Origin of the sequence: Streptomyces sp. NBRC 110028, from assembly GCF_001417735.1 — a bacterium.
Lineage (GTDB): Bacteria > Actinomycetota > Actinomycetes > Streptomycetales > Streptomycetaceae > Streptomyces.
On sequence record NZ_BBUZ01000044.1, the window covers coordinates 28,762 to 53,881 of the forward strand.

The following is a 25,120-nucleotide window of genomic DNA, read 5'->3' on the forward strand; positions in this document are numbered from 1 at the left end:
ACTCGACACGAGTGGCCCGCCGCGGCCGTTTCGGTCCCGGGTTTCCGGTGCCCCCCTGGCCGCCTCACGATTCCGGCCCGGACCACGGCTCCTCCGGCCCCACCGGCTCCAGGCGGAACAGCCGGATCCGGCGCTCCACCCGCGCCTGATAGCCGGCATACGGCGGCCAGAAGGCCACCACCGCCGACCAGGTCCGCTCCCGCTCCGGGCCCTCCAGCAGACGGGCCCGGACCCGGATGTCGCGGCCCCGCCAGCTGATCTCCGCGTCCGGGTGGCGCAGCAGATTGGCCGTCCAGGCGGGATGGCCGGGACGGCCGAAGTTGCTGCCGATCAGGATCCAGCCGCCGCCCTCCTCCGGCATGCAGGCCAGCGGCGTACGGCGGGGCAGCCCGGACTTCGCGCCGCGCGCCGTGAGGATCACGCTGGGCAGCATCCGCGCGCTCGGCAGCACCCGGCCTCGGGTCAGCCGGTGGACGGCCCGGTCGAGGGCCGGAACGACGCGCGGGGCGAGCCGCGCGAAGGCGCGCCCCGACGACACCTTCTGTACGAGCCGCGTCATCCGCGCCCCCGGCGGCATCAGACGCCCGCCGCCCCGGCGGCGGCCGGTGCGAACAGCCCGCCCCGGTCGGCAGCCCGCGCCCGCAGCCGGTGGGCGGGGCCGAAGAGCAGTTCGTCGGAGGCGGCCCGCTTGAGGTACAGATGCACGTCGTGCTCCCAGGTGATGCCGATGCCGCCGTGCAGCTGCACGGCCTCGCCCGCGGCCGCCCGCTGCGCGTCCAGCGCCGACGCGAGCGCCAGCGGGCCCGCGACCGGGGCCTCCGGCCCGTCCGCCGCCCACGCCGCGTAGTACGCCGCCGAGCGGGCCGCCCGCACCGCGACGTACACATCGGCCAGCCGGTGCTTGACCGCCTGGAAGGAGCCGATCGGGCGGCCGAACTGCTCCCGCGTCCGTACATGGTCGACCGTACGGGCCAGGGCCGCGCCCGCCGCGCCCACCGCCTCCGCCGCCAGGACGGCCGCCGCCGGACCGCCCAGCCCGGCCAGCGCGCCCGCCACGTCCGCGCCGTCCTCGCCCAGCAGCTCGGCCGGGACGTCCCGCAGCTCGACACGGGCCTGCGGCCGGGTCTCGTCCAGCGCGGTCAGCCGGGCGCGGACCAGCCCGGCCGCCCCCGCCCGCACGGCGAAGACCAGGGTGCGGCCGCGCGTATAGCCCCCGGCGCGGGCGGCGACCAGCAGCAGCTGGGCGCTGTGCCCGTCGAGCACCTGCTCCACCTGCCCGTACAGCCGCCAGCCGCCGTCCCGGGCCCGGGCCTGGACCCCGCCCGCGCGCCCGCCGCCCGCCCAGTCCGCCTCGCCGCGGCCGCCGGACTCCCCGTCGAGCCCCAGCGCCCGGGACAGCGCCCGGCCCGGCACCGCGAGCGCCGCCGTCAGCTCGCCGCCCGCGATCCGCGGCAGCAGCTCGGCGCGCTGCGCGCCGGTCCCGAGGGCCGTGATCAGGGGCGCGGCGAGCACGGCGGTGGCCAGCAGCGGCGAGGGCAGCAGCGCCCGCCCGGTCTCCTCGCAGGCGAGCGCCAGCTCGAGGGGCCCGCAGCCGACGCCGCCGTACGCCGTGGGCAGGGCGAGCCCGGGGAGGCCCAGCCGCCGCGCGAGTCGCCCCCACAGCGCCTCGTCGTATCCGGCGGCGGTGCGGACCGCGGCCTTGACCTCCACGCCGCCGCACCGCCCCCGCAGCAGCTCCCGCAGGGTGCGCCGGATCTCCTCCTGCTCCTCGCTGAACGCGGCATCCATCGGACGACCCACCTCCCGTTCCTGACGACCAGTCATACTAGCTCAGCGAACTGATGTACCGTCAGATTCATGACGCCTGCCCCTCGTAAGGTCGCCGTCGTCGGCGTCGCCCTCGCCGACTGCGGTCGCGTCGACGGCCCCACCCCGTACACCCTGCACGCCCAGGCCGCCCGCCGGGCGCTCGCCGACTCCGGCCTCGACCGCTCGGTGGTGGACGGCTTCGCCTCGGCGGGGCTCGGCATCCTGGCGCCCGTGGAGGTGGCCGAGTACCTGGGGCTGCGGCCCGGCTGGACCGACTCGACCGCCGTCGGCGGGGCCACCTGGGAGGTCATGGCGGCGCACGCGGCGGACGCCATCGCCGCCGGTCACGCCCGTGCCGTCCTCCTCGTCTACGGCTCGACCGCCCGCGCCGACATCCGGGCGGGCCGCCGGACCGCGAACCTCTCCTTCGGGGCGCGCGGACCGCTCCAGTTCGAGGTCGCGTACGGCCACACCCTCGTCGCCAAATACGCGATGGCCGCCCGCCGCCATATGCACGAGTACGGCACCACCCTCGAACAGCTCGCGGACATCGCCGTGCAGGCGCGCGCCAACGCCGCGCACAATCCGGACGCGATGTTCCGTGAACCGATCACGGTCGAGGACGTGCTGAGCGGGCCGATGATCGCCGACCCCTTCACCAAGCTGCACTGCTGCATCCGGTCGGACGGCGGCTGCGCGGTGCTGCTGGCGGCCGAGGACCTTGTGGCGGACACGGCCAAGGCCCCGGTGTGGGTGCTGGGCTCGGGCACCGCCGTCTCCCACTCCGCCCTGTCCGAGTGGGACGACTTCACCGTCTCGCCCGCGGCGGCCTCCGGGCGCGACGCCTTCGCGCGGGCGGGGGTGCGGCCGGAGGAGATCGATGTGGCGGAGCTGTACGACGCGTTCACCTATATGACGCTGGTGACGCTGGAGGACCTGGGTTTCTGCGCCAAGGGCGAGGGGGGCGCGTTCGCCTCCGGTGGGCGGCTGACGCTCGGCGGCGCGCTGCCGGTCAACACCGACGGCGGCGGCCTGTCCGCCTGCCACCCCGGGATGCGCGGGCTGTTCCTGCTGGTCGAGGCGGTACGGCAGCTGCGCGGCGAGGCGGGGGCGCGGCAGGTGCGCAAGGCGGGCGGGCGGCTGCCGGAACTGGCCGTGGCCTCGGGGACCGGCGGCTGGTTCTGCTCCTCCGGCACGGTCGTGCTCGGCCGCGGCTGAGCCGGGGGGGTCCTCCCCTTGCCCGGACCGGCGGCGGGTGATCGGATGGGGACCCCATGAGCGACGTACGTGATGAGGCGGCCGACGACCGGGCCGAGGCCCAGGCCTTCCGGGAGCTGCTGCGCGGCTTGCGCGTCCCGCACGGGGCCGAGCTGCCCGTGTTCGACCCGGCGCGGGCTCCGGGCGCGCCGCTTCCGCTGTTCCGGCGGTGGCTGCGCGAGGCCGCCGAAGGCGGCGAACCGGGCCCGCACACGATGATGCTCGCCACCGCCGGCGCGGACGGCCGCCCGTCCCTGCGCACGGTGATGCTGCACGACGCCGACGCCCGCGGCTGGCACTTCGGCACCCATCGCACCAGCCGCAAGGGCCGCGAGCTGGCCGAGCACCCGTACGCGTCGCTGGGCTTCCACTGGATGCTCCCCGGACGCCAGGTCCGGATCAGCGGGCGCGTCACGGAGGCCGGAGCCGAGGCGAGCGCGGCCGATCTGCGCGGCCGCTCCCCCGCCGCGCTGGCGGCGGCGCTGGCCGGGGCGGGACGGCAGAGCGCGGTGCTCGGTTCGTACGAGGAGCTGGAACGGGCCTTCGCGGACGCGCGACAGCGGGCCGGGCGCGAACCGGACGCCACCGCGCCCACCTGGACGCTGTACGTCCTGGAGCCGGACGAGGTGGAGTTCTACCAGGAGGAGGCGCGGCGCCGGCACGTCCGGCTCCGCTACCGCCGCGCCCCGGAGGAACGCGGCGGCTGGCGGCGCGAGTTGCTGTGGCCCTGAACGCCCCCGGCTCTGAACGGCCCCCGCCCTGAACACCCCCGGCTCTGAACGGCCCCCGCCCTGAACACCCCCGGCTCTGAACGGCCCCTGATCAGGCCAGCCGCACCGGCAGCGCCCGGTGGCCGTTGACGATGACCGACGGGGAGCGCTCCAGCGGCCTGTCCGGGTCGGCGAGCCGCAGGCGGGGGAAGCGGGCGAAGAGTTCCCGCAGCGCGATGGTGGTCTCCAGGCGGGCGAGCGCGGAGCCCGGGCAGCTGTGCGGGCCGTGGCCGAAGGAGGTGTGCCGGGGGCGGCGGGCGATGTCGAAACGGTCGGCGTCCGCGCCGTGCTGGGCGCGGTCGCGGCCCATGCCGCCGTAGGAGATGACCACGCCCTCCCCCTCGCGGATCAGCGTTCCGGCGACGTCGATGTCCTCGGTGGCGAAGCGGAAGAGGAAGTTCAGCGCCGGGGCGTCCAGCCGCAGGCTCTCCTCGACCACGTCGTCCCAGTCGTAGCGGCCGCTGTGGACGAGGTCGAGCTGTGCGGGGTCGTCCAGCAGCGAACGTACGGCGTTCACGACCGCGTGGACGCTGGTCTCGTGCCCGGCGGTGATCATGACCTGGATGGTGGCGATCAGCTCCTCGACGGCCTCCTCCGACGGGTCGTCGCCGAGTTCCGACAGCAGCGCGCTGGTGAGGTCGGCGCCGGGCTCGTCGCGCTTGAGCCGGACCAGCCGGGCAATGTAGTCGTACAGCCCCTGCAGGGTGGCGTGGACGGTCTCGGGGGCGGCGTTGTCGTCGAAGAAGCTGTCGTACAGCTTCCGCAGCGGCCGGTGCCACTCGACCGGCATGCCGAACAGCTCGCCGACCACGGTGATGGGCAGCGGGAACGCGAAGGTGTCCTTGAGGTCCACCACCCCGCCGGAGCCCTCCGCCGCGGCGGCCTCCGCCGTCCGGTCGAGCAGCTCGCGGGTGATCTCCTCGACACGGCCGCGGAGCGCCTCCACCCGCTGCGGGGTGAACTCCCGGGCCACCGGGCGGCGCAGCCGCCGGTGCTCGGCGCCGTCCGTGCTGACCAGCGAGGTCCCCAGGTCGACCAGGCCGATCAGCGGCCAGTCCGCGGGGATCTCACCGCGCGTCCAGGGACCCCACTGGCCGATGTCCTTCACGAAGCGGCTGTCGCGCATCACCTCGCGCGCGGGCGCGTCATGGGTGACGGCCCAGGCGGACACCCCGCCCGGCAGCTCGACCCGGACCACGGGCCCGGCGGCGTAGAGGAGTTCGCTCTCCTCGGCGGAGCTGCGGATCGTCGGGTCGAGCAGGAGGGGTCGTTCCCCGGTCGGTCCCATCGTTTCCTCGGTCAGTCCCATCCGAAGCCTCCGGTGTATGAGTGGGCGGGCGTGTAGGTGACGGGCAGCGAGGTCAGGCCGCGCAGCCAGGGCGAGGGGCGCCAGCGCAGCTCGTCCGCAGGCACGGCCAGCTCCACGTCCGGCAGATGCTCCAGCAGCGTCTCGACGGCCGTGTGGGCGACGACCTCGGCGATCCACTGCCCCGCGTACGGGCACCGGTGTTCGCCGTGGCTGTACGACATATAGGCGTTGTGGCCCTCCGGCCCGGCCATCACCCCGGCCGCATGCGGACGGATATAGGGGTCGGTGTTGGCCCCCGCGAGCCCGAGCAGCACCAGGTCCCCGGCCGGGACGCGGGTCGCGCCCAGCACGGTGTCCTGGGTGGTGAAACGGCCCGCGAAGATCTGCACCGGGGTGTGGTCGCGCAGCACCTGGTGCATGGCCTGGCGGACCGAGCGGCGGCCGCCGCCCATGCCGGCCGCGTATTCGTGGTCGGTGAGCAGCAGCCACAGGGTCATGCCGATCCAGTCCGTGCAGGGCTGGTGTCCGGCGAGGGTGAGCACCATCAGGTCCTCGATCACCTCCTGGTCGGTGAGACCGGCGTGGTCGGCGAGCATCCGGGAGGTGGTGTCCGGCCCGGGGTCCCGGCGTTTGCGGGCCACCAGCCGCTCCATGGTGTCGCGCACCTCGATCTGCCCGCGCAGGGCGTCGGGGCCGCCGTCGACCATGTCGTTGATCGCCTTCACCAGGGTGACGCCCTCGGAGTCGGACAGGCCGAGGACGCGGCTGAGGGCGAGCACCGGCAGCGGATGGGCGTAGTCGGCGATCAGATCGGCCCGGCTGCCCTCGCTCAGCTTCTCGATCAGGCCCTGAGCGAACGACTGGGTCGCGTCCTGCATCTGATTGAGATCGACCGCTTCGAGGGCGGATCCGACCGCTCCGGCGCGCCTGCGGTGGTCGTCGCCCTCCCGGTACAGCAGCGACCCGTTGTCCTCGACCATCGGACGCAGCGGCCAGTCCGGCGGGATCTGCGGCCACAGCCGCCAGCGGGCCGAACCGCGCCCGAACACCTTGGTGTCCTCGGTGACGCGCAGCAGTTCGCGGTAGCCGAGGACCAGCCAGGCGGGGACGCCGCCGGGGAGCAGCACGGGGGCGACCGGGCCGTAGGTGTTCCGCAGCTCCCGGTAGACCTCGGCGGGCGTGTCCTGGAAGCGCGGGCCGAACAGCAGGGCGGCGTCCTCGTGGGACGCGGGCCGTTCGATGGGAGGCGGGCCGGGCTCCGTTGGGACGGACTGCGGTGGGACGGGCTCCGGCGGGGCGGGTTCGCCGCGCGGGCCCGGCTCGTCCGGTGCGCCGGGTGCGCCGGGTGCGCCGGGTTCGTCGGATGGTGAGGTCGGCTGGGTCACGAAGCGGCCTCCTGGGCGGCGGACAGGGTGTGGAGATGGTCGAGCAGCGCCACCAGGACGTCCTTGCCCGAGGTGTGGGAGCGGGCGTCGCAGGCGACCAGCGGTATCCCGTCCGCGAGGTCGAGCGCGCCGCGTATGGCGTCCAGGGTGTGGTCCGGACTGTCGTCGAAGCGGTTGTGGGCGACGACGAACGGCATCCCCTTGCGCTCCAGGTGGTCGATGACGGGGAACGAGTCCGCCAGCCGCCGGTTGTCCACCAGGACCACCGCGCCCCAGGCGCCCAGGAACAGGTTGTCCCACAGGAACCGGAAGCGGCTCTGCCCGGGGGCGCCGAACAGATACGTCACGATCCGCTCGGTGACGCTGATCCGGCCGAAGTCGAAGGCGACCGTGGTGGCCGACTTGCCCTCCACCCCGGCCACCTCGTCGATCCCCACGCCCTTCTCGGTCATCACGGCCTCGGTCGTCAGCGGGTCGATCTCGCTGACGGCCCGGACGAAGGTCGTCTTGCCGACGCCGAAGCCGCCGCAGATCACGATCTTCACCGCCTCGTGGGCCGTATCGCTCAGCGGGGCCTCGACATCGACCGTCTCGTCGACCGTCTCAGAGATTTTTGAGTGCAACGAGCACCTCTCGGACCAAGCCGGTATCGGGCAGCCGGGGCCGTGCCGGGGCGGCGGCCCCGGCGCCCCGCGGGGCCGGCCGCCCGGCGCCACCGGCCCCGCTGCTGGGATGGCGGACCGAGATCCGGCCCTCGGCGAGCAGATCGGACAGCAGGATCGCGACGACGCCCACGGGCATGCGCAACCGCGCGGAGACCTCCACCAGCGCCATCGGATGGCGGCACAGCCGCAGGATCTGAACCGCCTCCGGGGCCATGCCCGCGGCCGGTTCGGACTCGCTGACGACCAGTGACACCAGATCGAACTCCGTGTACGCGCGGCTACGTCCCCCTGTCGCGGCGAACAGCCGGTCCGGCTGTTCATGGACGTCCCAGCGCATCATGCCGTCGCGCCGCCCTCCTCCCCGGGCACGCGCTGCGGCGAGGTGATGTACGTGAGGAGCCCGTCGACCAGGACGGACATGCTGTTGCCGACGATCCCCGGGTCGGCGTCCTCCCGGGCGAGCACCGCGAGATGGGCGCCCTCGCCCGCCTCGACGGTCATCAGCACCGCACCGCCGACCGCGACCAGGGAGTGCTCCACGCTGCCGGTGCCGTCGCCGAACTTGGTCGACACCGTTCTGGCCAGGCTCTGGATCCCGGAGGCGATGGCGGCCAGCGTCTCCGCGTCCGACCGGCTCAGATCGGAGGACTGGGTGATCACCAGTCCGTCGTTGGACACCGCGAGCGCGTGCCGCGCCCCGGGCGTCTTCGCCAGCAGGGCATCGAGCTTCCAGTCGAGATCAGCCGGGTTCATGAGGTCGTGCCTTCCGAGCGTGGTGTCGTGCGAGTGCGGTCCTGCTTGACGGCGGTGTGGAACGAACCGAACCGGTCCCCCGCCTCCGCGGGCTTCTTGCGTACGGGAGATGGCGGCGCCGGTGGCTCGGCGCCCCGCTCGGTGCCGGTCTCGACCTGCTTGCGCCGGCGCCTCGGCAGCCCCTCGGGGGTGAGCGGATGCGCACCGGACCGCTCCTCCGACCCCTTTCCGGGCCGCTCGTCGGACGGCTCCTCGGGCGGCGACCACGGCCGTGACGGCGGCCTGCGGGAGGGGAGCGGGGGCGCGGCGGTGTGGTGACCCGGGGCGTCGTGACCGGACGTCTCGTGACCGGACGCCTCGTGGCCGGGGGCGTCGTGCTCGGCGCGGGGCTCGGTGAGCAGCTGCTGCGGGATCAGCACGGTGACCGCCGTACCGCCGGTCGCGGACGACTGATACCGCACGAGCAGCCCGAACTTACGGGCGATCATGCCCACCACCAGCAGACCCTGCCGGGTGCCGGACAGCTTCAGCATGCTCGACGGGTCGTCGGTGACCGCCTGCTGCGCCCGGGCGAGCATGTCGGGCCGCATGGCGAGGCCGCTGTCCGCGATCTCGACGGCGAGCCCGCGCGGAACCTCCTGGACGTAGACGTTCACGAGGGTGGAGGGCGGCGAGAAGCTCACGGCGTTGTCGATCAGCTCGGCGAGGAGCGTGATCACCTTCTCGGCGGCGGCGCCGACCACGGCCTGTTCGCTGGTACAACGGATCTCGACCCGCTCCAGCCCCTCGATACGGGAGGTGGCGGCGCGCAGCACCCGCCAGATCACGATGGGCCTGGGCCAGTGCTTGCCGGACAGCGCGCCGGTGAGAACGGCGATGCGGTCGGCCATCCGGCCGGTCTGGGAGGTGGTGCTGTCGAGCTGGAAGAGGTCGTCGAGGGCGTCGGCCTCGTAGCGGTCCTGCATCTCCCGCAGCCGGGCGAGGTTCCCGGCGACCAGCGCCTGGAGGCGACCGGCGATGCTGCGGAACGCGGCCACCATCTCGGTGCGCTTCTGCCGCTCCCGGGACAGTTCGCCGCCCACGGTCCGCAGCAGGTCGCGCAGCGGGCCGGTGGCGGGCTGCCCGATCCCGGTCAGCGCCTCCTCCACCGGGACCCGGCCACGCAGCTGCTCGACGAGGGCGGGCAGCGCGGTGCCGACGGTGTGGCCGAGGTCCCGCTCGGCCGCGGCGGCCTGCTGTTCCGCGGCGGCGGCCCGTCGCTCGGAGGCGGCGGCCCGCTCCCTCAGCTCGCGGACCTCGGCTTCGGCGCGCTCGGCGGCCAGCCGGTTCGTTTCCGCGATGGCCCCGGCCTCGGCGGCCCGTGACTCGGCCTGCGCCGCCCGGAACTCCAGCGCCCGTACGGCCATCGCGGCCCGCGCGAGGGCCGCGCCGCGGTGCGCCGCCGCCGCGACCGCGGCGCCCACCAGCACCCCGGCCACGACCGCGCATCCGATCACCGCGGGTCTCGCCGCGTCGGGCGCGGCTGCCGCCGCCGCCCACCCGGCGATGCCGAGCACGGGGACCGTCACCAGAAGGCCGAGAACGGCCCTCCTGGCGGGTGAGTCCCACCGGTGGACACGCGACCGCTCGCGCTGATCGGGGTGTATCGGAGTCATCGATTCCTCGCGGCCGGGAGGTGAAGCAGGCAACAGCCGCCGGGCGCCTTGGGCATGGCTCGAAAGAGTAAGTCCTCGGTAAAAGGCGGAAGTTAGGCGGTCAGTCTAGGCACCTGGCCGAGTGATTGTTCAAGATCGATCATCAAATTATTCTGCTCGCAGATGAGAATTCGGCCTGATCATTCAGACAGTGGCCGGAAGACGGGGACGGCCGGGGCTCCGTCGGCGAGCGACCGGAAGGCGACACGCAGCCGCATACCGGCGCGCAGCCCGTCCGCCGGGTGGTCGACGATCCGGGTCATCATCCGCGGCCCCTCGGCGAGATCCACGACGGCGGCGGTGTACGGGACCTGGGCGCCGAACGGCGGGAGGTCGTTGCGGTGCACCTCGGACCAGGCGTAGAGGGTGGCGGCGCCGCTCGCGTCCTCCCAGGCGACGTCCTCGCCCCAGCAGTGCGGGCAGAACTCGCGGGGGTAGTGGTGGGCCCGGCCGCAGCCGGCGCAGCGGCGGATCAGCAGCCGCCCTTCGGCGGCGGCGTCCCAGTAGGTCCGGGTGAAGGGGTCGGTTTCGGGCAGGTCGAAGCGGGGGGCCGCGGGGGCACCGGAGGCGTCGGGGCCGCTCATGGGCACACTCCTTCCGGCCGCCGCACGGCGGCGCACCGCTCTTTTCTGACGGCACATCAGTTTCAGGCGGCCAGGAGGGCCCGCGCAAGGGGCGGTCCGCGGGCGGGGAGCACCCGGCCCGCCGTGCCCGTGACCGATCCGCAACCGATTCGGAATTCCTTTGACCGAAACCCGTCAAGCAGCCGACTACGCTCGCCACCATGGCCGACAGTCTCCCCACGAGATCCCCCTCACCCGTCTATGTGATCGGCGGCGGACCGGGCGGGCTCGCCACCGCCGCCGCGCTGGGCGCGCGCGGCATCCACGCCGTGGTCCTGGAGAAGTCCGATACGGTCGCCGCCTCCTGGCGGAGCCACTACGACCGGCTGCGCCTGCACACCACCCGCCGCCTCTCCGCGCTGCCCGGGCTGCCGATTCCGCGCGCGTACGGGCGCTGGGTCGCCCGGGACGACGTGGTGCGCTATCTGGAGCGGTACGCGGAGCACCACCGGCTGGAGATCGCCACGGGCGTGGAGGTGACCCGGATCGACCGGGCCGGCGACGACACCGGCTGGGTGCTGCGGGCCGGCGGCGGGCGCGAGCTGCGCTCACCGGTGGCCGTGGTCGCGACCGGCTACAACCACACGCCGCGGCTGCCGGACTGGCCGGGCCGGGACACCTTCACCGGCGAGCTGCTGCACGCCCACCGCTACCGCGACGCCCGCCCGTACGAGGGCCGGGACGTGCTGGTGGTCGGGGTCGGCAACACCGGCGCGGAGATCGCGGTCGACCTGGTCGAGGGCGGCGCGGCGCGGGTGCGGCTGGCGGTTCGCACCGTGCCGCACATTCTGCGCCGCTCGACGGCGGGCTGGCCCGCGCAGCGCACCGGCATCCTGGTGCGGCGGCTGCCGCGGGGCGCGGTGGACCGGGCGGCGCGGGTGATGTGCCGCCTGAGCATGCCGGATCTGTCCGCGCACGGACTGCCGTGGCCGGACACCGGGCTCTACACCCGGGTGCGGCAGGGCGCGATCCCGGTGCAGGACGTGGGGCTGGTGGACGCGGTGCGGACGGGGCGGGTGGAGGTGGTCGCCGCGGTCGAGTCCCTGGATCAGGACAAGGTGGTGCTGGCCGACGGCTCGCGCATCGGCCCGGAGGCGGTGATCGCGGCGACCGGCTACCGGCGCGGGCTGGAGGACCTGGTCGGACACTTGGGCGTGCTGGACGACCGCGGGCATCCGCTCACCCACGGCAGGCGGACCCTGCGCACCGCACCGGGCCTGTATTTCACGGGCTATACGAACCCGATCAGCGGCATGCTGCGCGAACTGGCCCTGGACGCGAAGAAGATCGCCGGGGCGGTGTCCCGCACGACGGCTTGATTTCGCCGCCCGCCCGGCGGCGTGAGCACCCCGCCGGGCGGGCACGCTCTTGTTGCCGTCGCGCCGTACCGCCGGTAACGGCACAGCGTCACCCTGCGTGTTCTCCGCGCACCGAGCATTCCTGACAGCCCGTCACCTCTGTAGCCTGACTACTCAGTAATGTGACTGGGCGTCAGTTACCTGGTTATTGGCCAACGAGCAGGAGTGGCGGATACCCAATGCTTGGATCGACTCACGGCACCCTCACCACCAACTCCCGTCACGCCCGCGCCGTCGCCTGCGGGCGGCCCCCCGGCCCCGCCGTCCACGTCCACAGCAGCGCCTCGGCCCCCGACGACGCCGAGGACCTGGACGTCAGCGGCCGGCCGCTGCACTCCGACGTCCCCGACCTGGACCGCTTCTTCCGCCCCGAGGCGGTGGCCCTCATCGGCGCGTCCGACACCGAAGGCCGCCCGGGCACCGGCATCACCCGGCAGCTCCTCGCCTGGGCGACACGCGTAGGCGCCCGGCTGCACCCCGTCCATCCCTCCCGTCCGGCCGTCTTCGGCCTCCCCTGCGTCCCCTCCGTCGCCGAACTGCCCGAACCCGTCGACCTCGCCGTCCTCCTCGTCCGCGACCCCCTCCCGGTCATCGAGGAACTGGCCCAGGTCAAGGTCAAGTTCGCCGTCGTCTTCGCCTCCGGCTTCGCCGAGACCGGCGCCGAGGGCGCCGCCGCCCAGGCCCGGCTGACCGCCGCAGCCCGCCGCGCCGGGCTGCGGCTGCTGGGCCCCAACACCAACCTCAACGCCTTCGAGGAGTTCCGCGACGACCTCGAAGGGCCCGCCATCGCCCTCATCACCCAGTCAGGCCACCAGGGGCGCCCCCTCTACACCCTCCAGGAACTGGGCATCCGGCTCAGCCACTGGGCCCCCACCGGCAACGAGGCAGACCTGGAGAGCGCCGACTTCCTCTCGTACTTCACCACCCGGCCCGAGGTCGGCGCCATCGCCCTGTACGCGGAAGGGCTCAAGGACGGCCGCGGCTTCCTCCTCGCCGCCGACCGGGCCGCCCGCGCCAAGGTGCCCGTCGTCGCCGTCAAGGTCGGCCGCACCGAGACCGGCGCCCGCACCGCCGCCTCCCACACCGGCAAACTGACCGGCGCGGACACCGTCGTGGACGCGGCCATGCGCCAGTTCGGCGTGATCCGGGTGGACGGCCTGGACGAACTCCAGGACACCGCCGCGCTGCTCGCCCGCGCCCGGCCCCCGCGCGCCGAGGGCGTCGTGGTGTATTCGATCTCCGGGGGCACCGGCGCCCACGTCGCCGACCTCGCCACCGCGGCCGGGCTCCCGATGCCCGTCCTCTCCGCCGAGAAGCAGGCCGAACTCCACCAGTGGATACCCGACGACCTCGGCGTCGCCAACCCGGTCGACAACGGCGGCCACCCCGTGGGCGACTGGCGCGGCCCGAAAATCATCGACGCGATCCTCGCCGACCCGGCCGTGGGCGTGCTGATCTGCCCCATCACCGGTCCCTTCCCGCCGATGAGCGACAAGCTCGCCCAGGACCTGGTGGACGCCGCGGAACGCACCGACAAACTCGTCTGCGTGGTGTGGGGCTCCCCCGTCGGCACCGAGGACGCCTACCGCACCACCCTCCTCGGCTCCTCCCGCGTCGCCACCTTCCGCACCGTCGGCAACTGCCTCACCGCCGTCCGCGCCTATCTGGGCCACCACCGCTTCACCGCCTCCTACCGCTCCCCCTTCGACGACGCCCCGCGCACCCCCTCCCCGTCGATGCGCAAGGCGAGCGGACTGCTGCGCCCCGGCGAGCGGCTGAGCGAACACGCCGCCAAGCAGCTGCTGCGCGCCTACGGCATCCGGGTGCCGCGCGAACAGCTCGTCACCAGCGCCGCCGCGGCCGTCCGCGCCGCCGGGCTCGTCGGCTACCCCGTCGTCATGAAGGCGTCCGCGCCCCAGCTCGCCCACAAGACCGAACTCGGCCTGGTCCGCCTCGGCCTGACCTCCGCCAGCCAGGTCCGCGACACCTACCGCGAACTCACCGACATCGCCCGCTACGAAGGCGTCGAACTCGACGGCGTCCTGGTGTGCCAGATGGTCGAGCGCGGCGTCGAAATGGTCGTCGGCGTCACCCACGACAGCCTCTTCGGGCCCACCGTGACCGTCGGCATCGGCGGCGTGCTCGTGGAGGTGCTGCGCGACACCGCCGTCCGCGTCCCCCCGTTCGGCGAGGACCAGGCCCGCGCCATGCTCGCCGAACTGCGCGGCCACGCCCTCCTCGACGGCGTACGCGGCGCGCCCCCGTGCGATGTGGACGCCCTGGTCGAGGTCGTGCTGCGGGTGCAGCGCATGGCCCTGGAACTCGGCGACCAGCTCGCCGAACTCGACGTCAACCCCCTGATGGTGCTGCCCCGCGGCCAGGGCGCGGTGGCCCTCGACGCGCTGGCGGTCTGCCGCTGAGCGCCCGCACGCCGCCGAGCGCACGCGCCGCGCCCACAGCCTGAGGAGCCTTCCCATGACGTCTCCCTCCCCCGAAGAAGTGCTCGATTCCGTTGTACGGCACGCCACTGACAACGGGGTCGCCTGGATCACCCTGGACCGCCCCTCCGCCCTCAACGCCCTCACTCCCGACCAGCGCGAACGCCTGATTCTCCGGCTCGATCAGGCCTCCGCCGACCCGGAGTTACGGGCCGTCGTGCTCACCGCCACCGGCAAGGGCTTCTGCGCGGGCGCCGATCTGCGCGGCGCCCCGTCCGCCCCGGCCGAGCGGATCGCCGGCGACGTGGCCCGGCTGATCCGCGGCGGGGCGCAGCGGCTCATCACCGCCGTACTCGACTGCGAGAAGCCCGTCATCGCCGCCGTCAACGGCACCGCCGCGGGGCTCGGCGCCCATCTCGCGCTCGCCTGCGATCTGGTCCTGGCCGCCGAATCGGCCACCTTCACCGAGGTCTTCGTGCGCCGCGGACTCGTCCCCGACGGCGGCGGCGCCTACCTCCTCCCCCGGCTGATCGGCCCCCAGCGGGCGAAGGAGCTGCTGTTCTTCGGCGACGCGCTGCCCGCCGCCGAGGCCGAACGGCTGGGGCTGGTCAACCGCGTCGTACCGGACGGCGAACTGGCCAAGACCGCCCGCGCCTGGGCCGAACGCCTGGCAGCGGGCCCCACCCGCGCCCTCGCGGCCACCAAGGCGCTGGTCAACGCCTCGTTGGAGTCCGGCCGTGCGGCCGCCTTCGCCGCCGAGGCGGCCGCCCAGGAGACCAACATGACCACGGCCGACGCGAACGAGGGCGTCCGCGCCTTCGTCGAACGCCGCGCGCCGGTCTACCGGGGCCGCTGAGCGGTCCGCCGGAAGAGAGAAGAGAGACGGAACGACGAGGAGATGCGAAAACCATGATGGGACACGCCGGAATGGCCGCCACCGCCGTCCGCTATCTGCGCTCGGCCGGTTCGCCCACCACCGCCGGGCCACCGCTGCCGCCCCGGCCCAGCGCGCGCCGCGCGCTGCGCGCCGTACAGGAGGATGAGCGCCCGCCCCTGGCCCCGGCGGAATTCCGCCGGGTCCTGGGCCACTTCGCGAGCGGCGTCACCGTGATCGCGACCACCGACGAGGCGGGTCCGACTGGCTTCGCGTGCCAGTCGTTCACGTCGCTGTCCCTCGACCCGCCGCTGATCGCCTTCATGGTGGCCCGTACGTCCACGACCTGGCCCCGCATCGCCCGCAGCGGCGTCTTCTGCGTCAGCGTCCTGGGCGCGGCGCAGGCCGAGCTGTGCCGGTCGTTCGCGGTCAGCTCCGCGGACCGGCCGGACAAGTTCGCCGGTGTCCCCTACACCCCGTGCCCCGTCACCGGTTCCCCCCGGCTCACGGGCGCCCCGGCCTGGATCGACTGCACCGTCCACACGGTCCACACCGGCGGCGACCATCTGGTGGTGGTGGGCCGGGTGTGCGCCCTGGACACCGACGAACAGGCGGCGGCCGACGGCCCCCTGCTCTTCCACCGCGGCTCGTTCACAGGGCTGGCGCCGGGGCGGTAGCGGCACCGCGCCGGATCACCAGCGCCATCAGCGCCGCCACCGCGCACAGCCCGCCCGCGCCGTACCAGACCAGGTCGTACGACCCGAACGCGTCCCGCGCCATGCCCCCGGCGAACGCCACGAGCCCCGCGCCCACCTGGTGCGACGCCAGCACCCACCCGAACACGATGGCGCTGTCCTCCCCGAACCACTCCCGGCACAGCGCGATCGTCGGCGGCACCGTGGCCACCCAGTCGAGCCCGTAGAAGACGATGAAGAAGATCATCGGCGGGCGCACCGCGTCGTCCAGGAGCAGCGGCAGGACCATCAGGGACAGCCCGCGCAGCGCGTAGTACACGGCCAGCAGCCGCCGCGCGTCGAACCGGTCGGTGAACCAGCCGGAGCCGATCGTCCCCACGATGTCGAAGACGCCGATCACCGCGAGCAGCCCCGCGGCCGCCGTCACGGGCATGCCGTGGTCGTGCGCTGCGGGCACGAAGTGGGTCTTGACCAGGCCGTTGGTGGAGGCGCCGCAGACCGCGAACGTCCCGGCGAGGAGCCAGAACGTCCCCGTCCGCGAGGCCGAGACGAGGGCCGTCACCGCGCGCCGGGCGGCGCCCCGCCGGGGGGCGGGCCTGGGGGTGGGCGGGCCGTCGGCCCCGTACGCGGTGAGCCCGACGTCGGACGGGTAATCGCGCAGGAGCAGCACCACGCACGGCACGATGGTGAGGGCGGCGACCGTGACGACCATGGCGGCGGGCCGCCAGTCGTGCTGCCGCTCCACGATCCAGGAGAGCAGCGGCAGGAAGACGAGCTGGCCGGACGCCCCGCCCGCGGTGAGGACGCCGGTGACCAGGCCGCGCCGCGCGACGAACCACCGGTTGGTGATGGTCGCGGCGAAGGCGAGCGCCATGGCCCCGCTGCCGAGGCCGACGAGCACGCCCCAGCACAGGATCAGCTGCCAGGGGGATGTCATGAAAACCGTCAGACCGCCACCGACGGCGATGACCGTCAGCGCGACGGCGACGACCTGACGGACGCCGAAGCGGTCCATCAGGGCGGCGGCGAATGGCGCCGTGAGCCCGTACAGCGCGAGGTTGACGGAAACGGCGAAGCCGATGGTGCCGCGCGACCAGCCGAACTCCTCGTGCAGCGGGTCGATCAGCAGTCCGGGCAGGGAGGCGAATCCGGCCGCCATGGTGATCGTCATGAAGGTGACGGCGGCGACCAGCCAGGCCCGGTGCGGGCGGCGCAGGCGGGACCGGCCCGGTTTCTCGTTCTGTCCGGGGGCCTGGGGACGTTCGGTTGTCTGCGTCACCGGACCAGCATCGGGTGGCGCCTCCCCACGATCGAGTGGCCCGTGGGACAGTATTCGCTAGGATCGGGCCATACCACCGCGACAGGAGGCCGGAGCCATGGGCGAGCCCGGGATGACCGGAAAGCTCCATCGCGTCGTCGTGCTCGCCCTGCCCGGCGTGATCCCCTTCGAACTGGGCATCCCCTACCGGATCTTCGGCAGGGCCCGCTCCGCCGCCGGGCGGCCGCTGTACGAGGTGGTGACCTGCACCCCCGTGCCCGGCCCCGTGACCACCGACGCCGACTTCCCGATCATGGTCGAGCGGGGTCCGGAAGCCCTGGCCGAGGCGGACACCATCGTGGTTCCGGCCTCGCACGGGCTCGGGCCGGTCCAGGAGGAGGGCCGGCTGACCGCACCGCTCGCCGCCGCCCTCGCCCACGCCCGCCCCGGCGTCCGCTGGGTGTCCATCTGCACCGGCTCGTACGTGCTCGCCGCCGCCGGACTGCTCGACGGCCGCCCCGCCACCACCCACTGGAGCAGCGCCGACCACTTCCAGCGGCTCTTTCCGGCCATCGCGGTCGATCCGGATGTGCTGTTCGTGGACGACGGCGACGTCCTCACCTCCGCCGGGGTCGCCTCCGGCATCGACCTGTGCCTGCACCTCGTGCGGCGCGACCACGGCACCGCCGTCGCCAACGAGGTCGCCCGCAGCAGCCTGGTGCCGCCGCACCGCGACGGCGGCCAGGCCCAGTACGTCCGGCGCCCGGTGCCCGCGCCGCAGCAGGCCACCACCACCGCGGCCCGCGCCTGGGCGCTGGGCCGCCTCGACCGTCCCCTCACCCTGCGCGACCTGGCCGCCCAGGAGTCGATGAGCGTCCGCACCTTCACCCGCCGCTTCCGCGAGGAGGTCGGCGTCAGCCCCGGCCAGTGGCTGACGCGGCAGCGGGTGGAGCGGGCCAGGCAGCTGCTGGAGGACACGGACCTGTCGGTGGACCAGGTGGCGCGCGACGCGGGCTTCGGCACGCCCGCGTCGATGCGGCAGCATCTGCAGGCGGCGCTCGGGGTCTCCCCCACCGCGTACCGGCGCACCTTCCGGGCCTCCGCCTTGGCGGACGGGCCCGATCAGAAGGTGAGGACGGCCCGTGCGACCCGCCCGCCGCGGGCGTCGGCCACGGCCGCGGCGAAGTCCTCCACCGGGTAGACGCGGGTGACCAGCTCGTCCAGCAGTAGCCGCCCCTGCCGGTACAGCTCCGCGTACAGGGCGATGTCGCGCTGCGGGCGCGCGGAGCCGTAGCGGCAGCCCAGGATCGACTTGTCCAGATAGAGGGAGGAGACCCGGAAGGCCGCCTCGGCGTCCGCGGGCGGTACCCCGAGCAGCACCGCCTGACCGTGCCGGTCGAGGAGGTCGACGGCCTGCCGGATGAGCCGGATGGAGCCGACGCATTCGAAGGCGTGGTCGGCGCCGGTGGGCAGGATCTCCCGTACGGCCTCGGGCGAGCCGGCGAAGTGGGTGGCGCCGAAGCGCCGGGCCGGCGGCTCCTTGGCCGGGTTGTTGTCGACGGCGACGACGGTGGTCGCCCCGGCGATCCGGGCCCCCTGCAGGACGTTGAGCCCGATGCCGCCGGTGCCGATGACGACGACCGACTCGCCGCGGTCCACCCGCGCCCGGTTGAGGACGGCGCCGACGCCGGTGAGGACGCCGCAGCCGATGAGGGCGGCCGAGGTGAGCGGGATCTCGTCCGGGATCTTCACCGCCTGGACGGCCGTGACCAGCGTGCGCTGCGCGAACGCCGAATTGGAGGCGAAGTTGAACAGCCGCTCACCGTTTCCCCGGTGGAACGGGCGGCTCGGCCTGCCGATCGCGGCGCGGCACATGGTGGGGCGGCCACGGTCGCAGTCGGCGCAGGTACCGCAGTTGGCGAGGGTGGAGAGGGCGACGTGGTCACCGGGCGCGACGTGGGTGACGCCGGGCCCCACCGACTCGACCACGCCCGCGCCCTCGTGGCCGAGCACCACCGGCACCGGAAACGGAATGGTGCCGTCGATGACGGACAGATCGCTGTGGCACAGCCCGGCGGCGGCCACGGCCACCAGCACCTCGCCCGGTCCCGGGCCGCGCACCTCCAGGTCGTCGACCACCCGGGGCGCCTTGCCGTCGAAAACTACGCCTCTCACGCCTGATCTCCCCCACCTGTTGGGGCCCTCAGGAGGCCCAGACCACCGACTGGAGTTCGCTGTACGCGTGCAGTCCGAACGAGCCGCCGTCGCGGCCGACACCGCTGTGCTTGAAGCCGCCGAACGGGGTCTCGGGGTGGCGCTGAACCGTGTTGATGCCGACGTTTCCGCTGCGCAGCCGGGCGGCCAGCGCCCAGGCGCGGCCCGCGTCGGCGCTGAAGACGTAGTCGTAGAGGCCGTACGAGGTGCCGTTGGCGATCCGCACCGCCTCGTCCTCGTCGTCGAAGGGCAGGGCCACGACGACCGGGCCGAACAGCTCCTCGCGGGCCACGGTCATGCCGGGGTCGGCGTCGGCTATGAGGGTCGGCGCGACGTAGAACCCTGGCCCCAGGGCCGGGCGTTCACCGCCGGCGACGATGCGGGCGCCCTGCTCACGGGCCCCGGCGAGGTACGCCTCGACCCGATCGCGCTGGGCCGCGGAGATCAGCGGACCCACGATCGTGGAGTTATCCACAGGGTCCCCCACGCTCAGTGACTTTGCGTAATCTGTGAGTGCGGCGACCACCCGCTCGTACAGCGATCGATGGACGAGCACCCGAGTCGGCGCCGTGCAGATCTGCCCGCTGTGGAAGGAGAAGGTCGAACCGACCGCCCCGACCGCCGACGCGATCACTCGCTTGTCGGCGTCCCCAAGGACGATGGCCGCACCCTTGCCCCCCAGTTCCATCAGGGTGCGCTTCATCGAGTGGCCTGCGGATTCGGCGATCTTCTTCCCCACGGCGGTGGATCCGGTGAAGCTGACCATGTCGACACCGGGGTGCGCGACCAGCGCCTCGCCCGCGGCCGCGCGCGAGCCGGTGACGACATTGAAGACACCGTCCGGGAGCCCGGCCTCGGTCAGCAGCGGGCCGAGTTCGAGACAGGCCAGCGGGTCCTGCGGGGCCGGTTTGGCGACGACCGTATTGCCCATGGCGAGCGCCGGGGCGACCTTGCCCGCGAGATTGGCGAGGGGAAAGTTGTAGGAGGTGATACAGGCGACGACACCCACCGGACGGCGGACCGCCGCCGCGCCGATCAGCCCGCCGGGCGCCAGCGGGCTGGCGGCGACCGGCAGCGGGGCGAGCGGGACGGTGTCCGGTTCCATCGCGCCGCGCGCGTAGCGGCGGAAGCGGTCGGCCGCGGGGGGCACTTGGAGGGCCGCGGTCACCCGCAGGGTCGCGCCCGTCTCCGCCTGGACGAGGGGCACCAGGCCGGGGGCGCGCTCGGCGAGCAGGTCGGCCGCGCGGTCGAGTACGGCGGCGCGCTCCCGGGGGGCGGTGCGCGACCAGCCGTCGTACGCGTCCCGCGCGGCCCGCACCGCCGCGTCCACATCGGCATCGTCGGCCTCGGGCGCCCGGCCGACAATCTCCTCGGTGGCCGGGTTGAGGACCGCGTAGTGCCCGGCCCCGGGCGTCCGCCAGGAGCCGCCGATCCAATGCCCGTACGTTGTCATCGATCCTCCTTGGGGAGGTGGAGTACGCGCTCGGCGATGATGTTGCGCTGGATCTCGTCCGAGCCGCCGTAGATGGTGTCGGCGCGGGAGAAGAGGAAGAGGCGCTGCGCGGCGTCGAGTTCATACGGCCGGTCCTCGGTCCAGCGCACCGGTCCGAGCGCGGCGGCGGCGCCCCGCACGCGCACGGCCAGCTCGCCGAGCCGCCGATGCCAGCCGCCCCACAGCAGCTTGGCCACACTGGGAGCCCCGGCATCGTGCGCCGTGGGGCGAGGGGGCGCGGGCAGATGGGGAGCGGAGGCGGAGGGGGTGGGGGTGGGGCCCCCGGAGGGGGGATTCCCCGCGCCGCTCAGGGTGCGCAGGGCGTTCCAGCGCATGACCTTCAGCTCGGTCCACTGCTGTATCAGCTGGTCGCGCAGTACGGGTTCGCGGGCGGCGCCGGTCTCCAGGGCCTGTCGGATGACGCGGTCGAGTTCCTGGGCGAAGCCGATCTGCTGGACCAGGGTGGAGACTCCGCGTTCCACGGCGAGCAGGCTCATGGCCACGGTCCAGCCCCGGCCCGGGCCGCCGACGAGGTGGTCGGGGTGGGCGAGGGCCCCGTCGAAGAACACCTCGTTGAACTCAGCGGTGCCGGTGAGCTGCCGGATGGGCCGGACCTCGACGCGTCCCGGCTGGTCCATGGGCACCAGGAGGAAGGACAGCCCGTGGTGGCGTTGTGATCCCTCCTCGGTGCGGGCCAGGACGAAGCACCAGTCGGCTTCGCGGGCGTGGGAGGTCCAGATCTTCTGGCCGGTGACGCGGTAGGTCCCGTCGCCCGGGTCACGGACGGCGCGGGTGCGCACTCCGGCGAGGTCCGAGCCGGCGTCGGGTTCGCTGTAGCCCTGGCACCACAGCTCCTCGCCGCGGGCGATGGGGGGCAGGAAGCGGGCGCGTTGGGCCTGGTCGCCGTGTGCGAGCAGGGTGGGGGCGAGCAGGTTCTCGCCGATGTGCCCGAGTCGGCCGGGGGCTCCGGCGCGGGCGTATTCCTCGGCCCAGACGACCTGTTGGGTCAGGGTGGCGGGCCGGTTTCCGTAGGTCCCGTGGGTGCGGTCCCAGCCGAGCCCGATCCAGCCGCCGCCGCCCAGTTCGCGTTCCCAGGCGCGTTGCGCGGCGGCAGTGGCGGCAGCGGTGGTGGCGGCGGCAGCGGTGGTGGCCGTGTCGGTGGGACGGGTGAACCGGCCGGTCAGGTGGGTGTCGAGCCAGGCGCGTGCCTCGTCGCGGAAGTGTTCGTCCCCGGGCCCGAAGGCGAAGTCCACGGCCTCTCCTCTTCCTCACATCGCACGGTGGGCGCGCGGGTCACGCGTTGGGGCGCTGGTGGGTGGCGGCGGCCTGGGCCATGGCTTCGAGTTGGGCCAGCAGCGGCATGGGGTCGGTGCCGACCGTGCCGGGCAGGAAGTCCGCGATCTTCTCCGGGGTCCAGGCGCCCTCGGCGTATCCGGCGCGCAGTTCCCTCGGCTGGGCCCAGACCGCGATCTTGGGGCCCGCGATCGTATAGACCTGTCCGGTGATCTTCTCCTCGCGGGCCCGTTCGCTCAGCAGGTAGACGACCAGGGCCGCGACGTCCTCCGGTTCGCCGATCTCCTTCAGTTCCATCGGCACGTTGGCGGACATGCGGGTACGGGCGACCGGGGCGACGCAGTTGGCGGTGACGCCGTATTTGTGCAGGCCCAGGGCCGCGCTGCGGACCAGCGAGATGATGCCGCCCTTGGCCGAGGCGTAGTTGGCCTGGGCGACGCTGCCCTGGTGGTTGCCGCTGGTGAAGCCGATCAGGGTGCCGGAGCGCTGTCGCCTCATCACCGCGGACGCGGCGCGGAAGACGGTGAAGGTGCCCTTGAGGTGGGTGGCGACGACGAGGTCCCACTCCTCCTCGCTCATGTTGAAGAGCATTCGTTCGCGGAGGATCCCGGCCACGCACACCACGCCGTCGAGCCGCCCGAACCGTTCGACGGCGGTGTCCACGATCCGCCGGCCGCCGGCCATGGTGGAGACGTCGTCGGCGACCGCGACCGCCTCTCCGCCCGCCGCCGCGATCTCCTCGACCGCCGCTTCGGCGATCTGGCTGGTGGGTTCGCCGCCCTCGATCGAGACCCCGTAGTCGTTGACGACGACCTTCGCGCCCTCGGCCGCGCAGGCGAGGGCCACGGCTCGTCCGATGCCGCGCCCGGCCCCGGTGACGGCGATGACCTTGCCGTCCAAGAAGTTGCCCACGTCGCGTCCCCTCCCACAGTTTCTGACGGACCGTTAGATTTTTGAGCAGACCCGCCCCGAGTACAAGCCCTGGAACGGAACCGACCGAAGGAGGCACCATGCCGCTGCCACCCGAGTTCCACGACATCGCCCAGCGCGTCAACAACTGGGGACGGTGGGGCGCCGACGACGAGATCGGCACACTCAACCTGATCACCGACGCGGTGGTCCGGGACGCGGCCGCGGCGGTGCGCACCGGCCGCCGCGTCCCGCTCGCGGTTGCGCTGCGGCAGGACGGCATCCAGACCGGGATGATCCCGGGGCGGGTCAATCCGCTGCACACCATGGTCGCGGTGAACGCCGAGGTGTTCGGCCCGGGTACGGTCGCCACCAGCGACGACGCCGTGACGATGGGGCTGCAGGCCGGTACCCACTGGGACGGGCTGGCCCATGTCTCGCACTCCGGCACGCTCTACAACGGCCGTCCCGCCACATCCGTCACCGCCCATGACCGCGCGGCCTTCAGCGGCATCCATACGGCGCGGCACATCGTCTCGCGCGGAGTGCTGCTCGACGTCGCGCGCGCCCGGGGCGCGGACCGGCTGTCCGAGGGGCATGCCGTCACCCCCGAAGACCTCACCGCCGCCGAGGAGCTGGCTCAGGTCCCGGTACGGCCCGGCGACATCGTGCTCGTACGGACGGGGCAGATCCAGCGGTATCTCGCGGGCGAGAGGGAGGCGTACGCGTATCCGTCGCCGGGCCTGTCGCTCCGTACGCCCGAGTGGTTCCATGCCCGTGACGTGGCCGCGGTCGCCAATGACACGCTCACCTTCGAGATCTTCCCGCCGGAGATCGACGACCTGTGGCTGCCCGTCCACGCCCTCGACCTGGTCGAGATGGGCATGCCACAGGGCCAGAACTGGAATCTGGAGGAGCTGTCGGCGGCCTGCGCCGAGGAGGGGCGCTACGCCTTCCTGCTGTCGGCCACGCCCGAGCCGTTCACCGGTGGGACCGGCGCCCCGGTCGCGCCGGTGGCGATCCTCTGAGGCCGGTGCCGCAAGGAGCGCGAAGAGCGCGAGGGGACGGGCGGGTGGGGCCTATCGGGCGGCGGTGCGCTCATGCACACCCCGAGCACGGCATCGCGCACCGCCACCCGGCTCCGGCGTCGAGCCCTGATCAGACGCCGGGCCGCGACCCGCACTCGCCAAGGAACGGCCCCGCGAACACACGGTTCACAGGGGCCACATAGCCCTCGGCGTCCCCTCGCGACGAATCGCTGATCCTAGAGTGATCACTCGGCCACGTCACGTCAACACCTGGTCTGGACTTTGTGGGGTCCGCCCCGGATGCGATGACGCGCGGGAGGCGCCACGCCCCGTCAGAAGCGCCTCGCCACGCCCCCCGTGATCGCCGTCTTCGACGCGCTCCGCGCCGTCCGCGCGCTCTTCCCGCCGACCACGGTCGATTTCGCACCAGATGCGCTTGCCCGCACCCTCGGGCTGCCAGCCCCAGCGGTCCGCGAGCCCGTCGACCAGCTCCAGCCCGCGGCCGTTGGTGGACTCCTCGTCGGCGCGGCGCTGACGCGGCGCGCGGGCGCTGGCGTCGGCGACCTCGACCCGGACGGTGCCCAGTTCGGGCCCCTTGCCGGCGGAGGGTTCCACGGATCCGTCGCTACCGCCGCTCCCACCGCCGGTGCCGGCCTGCGCGGGGAAGCGCATCCGCAGCACCGCGGGACAGCCGGTGTGCACCACGGCGTTGGTGACCAGCTCGGAGATGAGCAGGATCAAAGTCTCGGCAAGCGGCTCGTCGGCCCCGATACCGGATCCGGCGAGCCGCGAACGCGCCCACCGACGGGCACGGCTCACCTCCGCGGGATCGGGTCGGACCTCCATCTGCATCTGAAGCACCTGCACCGCTCACACCATCCGAACCGGCGGACACATCGCCTCATACCTCCAAGAGGTCACGGAACGCGACTCTCTCCCGGCTGCGGCCGGGAGGTACCCCCGTGCGAGAGAGCATGGTTGACGTACAGTCACCCCAACAAGCGCTTCGGTCATATTCCAGCGCCAAGGAGTATGCGTGGGGCATACTGTGCGACGCACGCCCCGATGACTCGAACAGCGAGGCATGACCGGAGCGCACCCCGTGCGAGCGGGGCACATCGGCGTGCCCGGAGTCGCCCCACGGGCCACGCCGGGTTCGTTGCACCCCAAAACCGCTCGCACCCCACGGAGAGTACCCGAGCCGGAGCCCGACTCCCCCCTGTGACGAGTCACGCCTAGGAAACAACCCGATATCAACGCTCGGTCACCTCAAAGCCTCCGGGGATCTCCCCAGAG

23 protein-coding genes are annotated in these 25,120 nt (G+C 73.6%); 8 read left to right on the forward strand and 15 right to left on the reverse strand.

Annotation, left to right across the window (positions count from 1 at the left end; all coding sequences use genetic code 11):
• Window positions 1-64: 64 nt before the first annotated feature.
• Together ASC60_RS32855 and ASC60_RS32860 are read right to left on the reverse strand one after the other, a co-directional pair.
• Window positions 65-559: a nitroreductase family deazaflavin-dependent oxidoreductase gene (locus ASC60_RS32855; protein ID WP_234357230.1), complete on the reverse strand. Its 495-nt coding sequence runs from the start codon at window positions 557-559 to the stop codon at window positions 65-67.
• 17 nt (window positions 560-576) lie between these two features.
• Window positions 577-1,788: an acyl-CoA dehydrogenase family protein gene (locus tag ASC60_RS32860; protein WP_055557347.1), complete on the reverse strand. Its 1,212-nt coding sequence runs from the start codon at window positions 1,786-1,788 to the stop codon at window positions 577-579.
• Window positions 1,789-1,857: 69 nt separating this feature from the next.
• Between ASC60_RS32860 and ASC60_RS32865 the strand changes: the two genes are divergently transcribed.
• Together ASC60_RS32865 and ASC60_RS32870 are read left to right on the forward strand one after the other, a co-directional pair.
• Window positions 1,858-3,027 carry an acetyl-CoA acetyltransferase gene (locus ASC60_RS32865; RefSeq protein WP_055557348.1) on the forward strand — a complete coding sequence of 390 codons (1,170 nt, stop codon included), beginning with the start codon at window positions 1,858-1,860 and terminating at the stop codon, window positions 3,025-3,027.
• A gap of 56 nt (window positions 3,028-3,083) precedes the next feature.
• Window positions 3,084-3,797 carry a pyridoxal 5'-phosphate synthase gene (locus ASC60_RS32870; protein ID WP_055557349.1) on the forward strand — a complete coding sequence of 238 codons (714 nt, stop codon included), beginning with the start codon at window positions 3,084-3,086 and terminating at the stop codon, window positions 3,795-3,797.
• A gap of 91 nt (window positions 3,798-3,888) precedes the next feature.
• Here the strand turns inward: ASC60_RS32870 and ASC60_RS32875 are convergent, their stop codons facing one another.
• The 7 genes from ASC60_RS32875 to ASC60_RS32905 all read right to left on the reverse strand — a co-directional run bounded on the left by ASC60_RS32875 (window position 3,889) and on the right by ASC60_RS32905 (window position 10,226).
• Window positions 3,889-5,145, reverse strand: a complete 1,257-nt coding sequence (locus ASC60_RS32875) for a cytochrome P450 (protein WP_234357231.1) — start codon at window positions 5,143-5,145, stop codon at window positions 3,889-3,891.
• Window positions 5,136-6,530: a cytochrome P450 gene (locus ASC60_RS32880; RefSeq protein ID WP_234357232.1), complete on the reverse strand. Its 1,395-nt coding sequence runs from the start codon at window positions 6,528-6,530 to the stop codon at window positions 5,136-5,138. The genes ASC60_RS32875 and ASC60_RS32880 overlap by 10 nt, the downstream gene beginning before the upstream one ends.
• Window positions 6,527-7,153 (reverse strand): ATP/GTP-binding protein, encoded by a 627-nt coding sequence (locus tag ASC60_RS32885; RefSeq protein WP_234357233.1) that lies wholly within the window; start codon window positions 7,151-7,153, stop codon window positions 6,527-6,529. Before ASC60_RS32885 ends, ASC60_RS32880 begins: the two co-directional genes overlap by 4 nt.
• A complete protein-coding gene (locus ASC60_RS32890; RefSeq protein ID WP_055557350.1) occupies window positions 7,134-7,535 on the reverse strand; it encodes a DUF742 domain-containing protein in 402 nt (133 codons plus the stop codon). The genes ASC60_RS32885 and ASC60_RS32890 overlap by 20 nt, the downstream gene beginning before the upstream one ends.
• Entirely contained in the window at window positions 7,532-7,948 is a 417-nt protein-coding gene (locus ASC60_RS32895) for a roadblock/LC7 domain-containing protein (RefSeq protein WP_055557351.1), read from the reverse strand. Before ASC60_RS32895 ends, ASC60_RS32890 begins: the two co-directional genes overlap by 4 nt.
• Complete coding sequence (locus ASC60_RS32900) at window positions 7,945-9,603, reverse strand: ATP-binding protein (protein WP_107097233.1); 1,659 nt, start codon at window positions 9,601-9,603, stop codon at window positions 7,945-7,947. The genes ASC60_RS32895 and ASC60_RS32900 overlap by 4 nt, the downstream gene beginning before the upstream one ends.
• Window positions 9,604-9,782: 179 nt before the next feature.
• Complete coding sequence (locus ASC60_RS32905) at window positions 9,783-10,226, reverse strand: Zn-ribbon domain-containing OB-fold protein (RefSeq protein WP_055557353.1); 444 nt, start codon at window positions 10,224-10,226, stop codon at window positions 9,783-9,785.
• 200 nt (window positions 10,227-10,426) lie between these two features.
• Between ASC60_RS32905 and ASC60_RS32910 the strand changes: the two genes are divergently transcribed.
• The 4 genes from ASC60_RS32910 to ASC60_RS32925 all read left to right on the forward strand — a co-directional run bounded on the left by ASC60_RS32910 (window position 10,427) and on the right by ASC60_RS32925 (window position 15,612).
• Window positions 10,427-11,584, forward strand: coding sequence for an NAD(P)/FAD-dependent oxidoreductase (locus ASC60_RS32910; RefSeq protein ID WP_055557354.1), 1,158 nt, complete (start codon window positions 10,427-10,429; stop codon window positions 11,582-11,584).
• Window positions 11,585-11,802: 218 nt separating this feature from the next.
• The gene (locus ASC60_RS32915) at window positions 11,803-14,043 is read left to right on the forward strand and encodes an acetate--CoA ligase family protein (protein ID WP_055557355.1); all 2,241 of its coding nucleotides are present in this window, start codon (window positions 11,803-11,805) and stop codon (window positions 14,041-14,043) included.
• A 55-nt stretch (window positions 14,044-14,098) separates the two neighbouring features.
• The gene (locus ASC60_RS32920) at window positions 14,099-14,917 is read left to right on the forward strand and encodes an enoyl-CoA hydratase/isomerase family protein (RefSeq protein ID WP_055557356.1); all 819 of its coding nucleotides are present in this window, start codon (window positions 14,099-14,101) and stop codon (window positions 14,915-14,917) included.
• 71 nt (window positions 14,918-14,988) lie between these two features.
• Window positions 14,989-15,612 (forward strand): flavin reductase family protein, encoded by a 624-nt coding sequence (locus ASC60_RS32925; RefSeq protein WP_055557357.1) that lies wholly within the window; start codon window positions 14,989-14,991, stop codon window positions 15,610-15,612.
• Here the strand turns inward: ASC60_RS32925 and ASC60_RS32930 are convergent.
• Window positions 15,587-16,909, reverse strand: a complete 1,323-nt coding sequence (locus ASC60_RS32930; protein ID WP_055557358.1) for an MFS transporter — start codon at window positions 16,907-16,909, stop codon at window positions 15,587-15,589. The two genes, ASC60_RS32925 and ASC60_RS32930, sit on opposite strands and share 26 nt — an antisense overlap.
• A gap of 97 nt (window positions 16,910-17,006) precedes the next feature.
• Here ASC60_RS32930 and ASC60_RS32935 point away from each other — a divergent pair, with 97 nt between their 5' ends.
• A complete protein-coding gene (locus ASC60_RS32935; RefSeq protein WP_055557359.1) occupies window positions 17,007-18,089 on the forward strand; it encodes a GlxA family transcriptional regulator in 1,083 nt (360 codons plus the stop codon).
• Here ASC60_RS32935 and ASC60_RS32940 read toward each other — a convergent pair.
• From ASC60_RS32940 to ASC60_RS32955, 4 genes are read right to left on the reverse strand one after another with little or no spacing between them, the layout of a single operon-like run.
• A complete protein-coding gene (locus ASC60_RS32940; protein WP_055557360.1) occupies window positions 18,011-19,063 on the reverse strand; it encodes a Zn-dependent alcohol dehydrogenase in 1,053 nt (350 codons plus the stop codon). The two genes, ASC60_RS32935 and ASC60_RS32940, sit on opposite strands and share 79 nt — an antisense overlap.
• Window positions 19,064-19,091: 28 nt before the next feature.
• A complete protein-coding gene (locus ASC60_RS32945; protein WP_055557361.1) occupies window positions 19,092-20,555 on the reverse strand; it encodes an aldehyde dehydrogenase in 1,464 nt (487 codons plus the stop codon).
• A complete protein-coding gene (locus tag ASC60_RS32950; protein WP_055557362.1) occupies window positions 20,552-21,847 on the reverse strand; it encodes an acyl-CoA dehydrogenase family protein in 1,296 nt (431 codons plus the stop codon). Before ASC60_RS32950 ends, ASC60_RS32945 begins: the two co-directional genes overlap by 4 nt.
• 40 nt (window positions 21,848-21,887) lie before the next feature.
• Window positions 21,888-22,799 (reverse strand): SDR family oxidoreductase, encoded by a 912-nt coding sequence (locus tag ASC60_RS32955; RefSeq protein ID WP_055557363.1) that lies wholly within the window; start codon window positions 22,797-22,799, stop codon window positions 21,888-21,890.
• A gap of 98 nt (window positions 22,800-22,897) precedes the next feature.
• On the opposite strand from ASC60_RS32955, the gene ASC60_RS32960 reads away from it, so the two are divergent.
• Window positions 22,898-23,824 carry a cyclase family protein gene (locus ASC60_RS32960; RefSeq protein ID WP_055557364.1) on the forward strand — a complete coding sequence of 309 codons (927 nt, stop codon included), beginning with the start codon at window positions 22,898-22,900 and terminating at the stop codon, window positions 23,822-23,824.
• A 258-nt stretch (window positions 23,825-24,082) separates the two neighbouring features.
• Here ASC60_RS32960 and ASC60_RS32965 read toward each other — a convergent pair whose 3' ends face one another.
• Complete coding sequence (locus tag ASC60_RS32965) at window positions 24,083-24,691, reverse strand: ATP-binding protein (protein WP_055557365.1); 609 nt, start codon at window positions 24,689-24,691, stop codon at window positions 24,083-24,085.
• Between the last annotated feature and the right edge of the window lie 429 nt (window positions 24,692-25,120).

Excerpts from the sequence above, each read along its gene's own strand:
- ASC60_RS32900 (WP_107097233.1), bottom strand. The coding sequence starts at position 9,603 with ATGACTCCGATACACCCCGATCAGCGCGAGCGGTCGCGTGTCCACCGG.
- ASC60_RS32925 (WP_055557357.1), top strand. The coding sequence starts at position 14,989 with ATGGCCGCCACCGCCGTCCGCTATCTGCGCTCGGCCGGTTCGCCCACC.
- ASC60_RS32890 (WP_055557350.1), bottom strand. The coding sequence starts at position 7,535 with ATGATGCGCTGGGACGTCCATGAACAGCCGGACCGGCTGTTCGCCGCG.
- ASC60_RS32935 (WP_055557359.1), top strand. The coding sequence starts at position 17,007 with ATGGGCGAGCCCGGGATGACCGGAAAGCTCCATCGCGTCGTCGTGCTC.
- ASC60_RS32870 (WP_055557349.1), top strand. The coding sequence starts at position 3,084 with ATGAGCGACGTACGTGATGAGGCGGCCGACGACCGGGCCGAGGCCCAG.
- ASC60_RS32905 (WP_055557353.1), bottom strand. The coding sequence starts at position 10,226 with ATGAGCGGCCCCGACGCCTCCGGTGCCCCCGCGGCCCCCCGCTTCGAC.
- ASC60_RS32865 (WP_055557348.1), top strand. The coding sequence starts at position 1,858 with ATGACGCCTGCCCCTCGTAAGGTCGCCGTCGTCGGCGTCGCCCTCGCC.
- ASC60_RS32945 (WP_055557361.1), bottom strand. The coding sequence starts at position 20,555 with ATGACAACGTACGGGCATTGGATCGGCGGCTCCTGGCGGACGCCCGGG.
- ASC60_RS32895 (WP_055557351.1), bottom strand. The coding sequence starts at position 7,948 with ATGAACCCGGCTGATCTCGACTGGAAGCTCGATGCCCTGCTGGCGAAG.
- ASC60_RS32920 (WP_055557356.1), top strand. The coding sequence starts at position 14,099 with ATGACGTCTCCCTCCCCCGAAGAAGTGCTCGATTCCGTTGTACGGCAC.
- ASC60_RS32855 (WP_234357230.1), bottom strand. The coding sequence starts at position 559 with ATGACGCGGCTCGTACAGAAGGTGTCGTCGGGGCGCGCCTTCGCGCGG.
- ASC60_RS32960 (WP_055557364.1), top strand. The coding sequence starts at position 22,898 with ATGCCGCTGCCACCCGAGTTCCACGACATCGCCCAGCGCGTCAACAAC.
- ASC60_RS32860 (WP_055557347.1), bottom strand. The coding sequence starts at position 1,788 with ATGGATGCCGCGTTCAGCGAGGAGCAGGAGGAGATCCGGCGCACCCTG.
- ASC60_RS32910 (WP_055557354.1), top strand. The coding sequence starts at position 10,427 with ATGGCCGACAGTCTCCCCACGAGATCCCCCTCACCCGTCTATGTGATC.
- ASC60_RS32915 (WP_055557355.1), top strand. The coding sequence starts at position 11,803 with ATGCTTGGATCGACTCACGGCACCCTCACCACCAACTCCCGTCACGCC.
- ASC60_RS32875 (WP_234357231.1), bottom strand. The coding sequence starts at position 5,145 with ATGGGACTGACCGAGGAAACGATGGGACCGACCGGGGAACGACCCCTC.